At 63.2% G+C, this 378-nt stretch carries 1 protein-coding gene; it reads right to left on the reverse strand.

What is annotated here, in order from left to right:
• On the reverse strand, positions 1-378 hold a 378-nt coding region (locus tag KVT32_RS29050; RefSeq protein WP_217619309.1), incomplete at both ends, for an EscU/YscU/HrcU family type III secretion system export apparatus switch protein.

The raw sequence follows: 378 nt of genomic DNA on the forward strand, positions 1-378 counted from the left end.
GACCACGCGCGGCGCGCCGGCCTGGCCGTCGGCGTACTTCAGCGCCACCGCATAGTGGGTCGGGTTGGTCACCACGACGTCGGCAGTGGGCACATTCTGCATCATGCGGTTGCGCGCCATTTGCCGCTGCATCTGGCGAATCTTCCCTTTAATCTGAGGATTGCCGTCCGATTCCTTGGCTTCCTCGATCATTTCCTGGCGCGTCATCTTGTGCTTGTTGGCGTAATGCCAGATCTGGTAAGGCCCGTCGATCGCCGCGATCACGCCCAGCGCACCGACGATGAACAGGAAGGCGCGCCACATCAGGCTGGCCAGGTGGCCGGTCGAAATGCCCAGCGGCTCCACCGCCAGGCCGAGCACGGCATCGATTTCGCTCAT

This window comes from Achromobacter sp. GbtcB20 (assembly GCF_019091095.1).
Taxonomy (GTDB): domain Bacteria; phylum Pseudomonadota; class Gammaproteobacteria; order Burkholderiales; family Burkholderiaceae_B; genus Achromobacter; species Achromobacter mucicolens.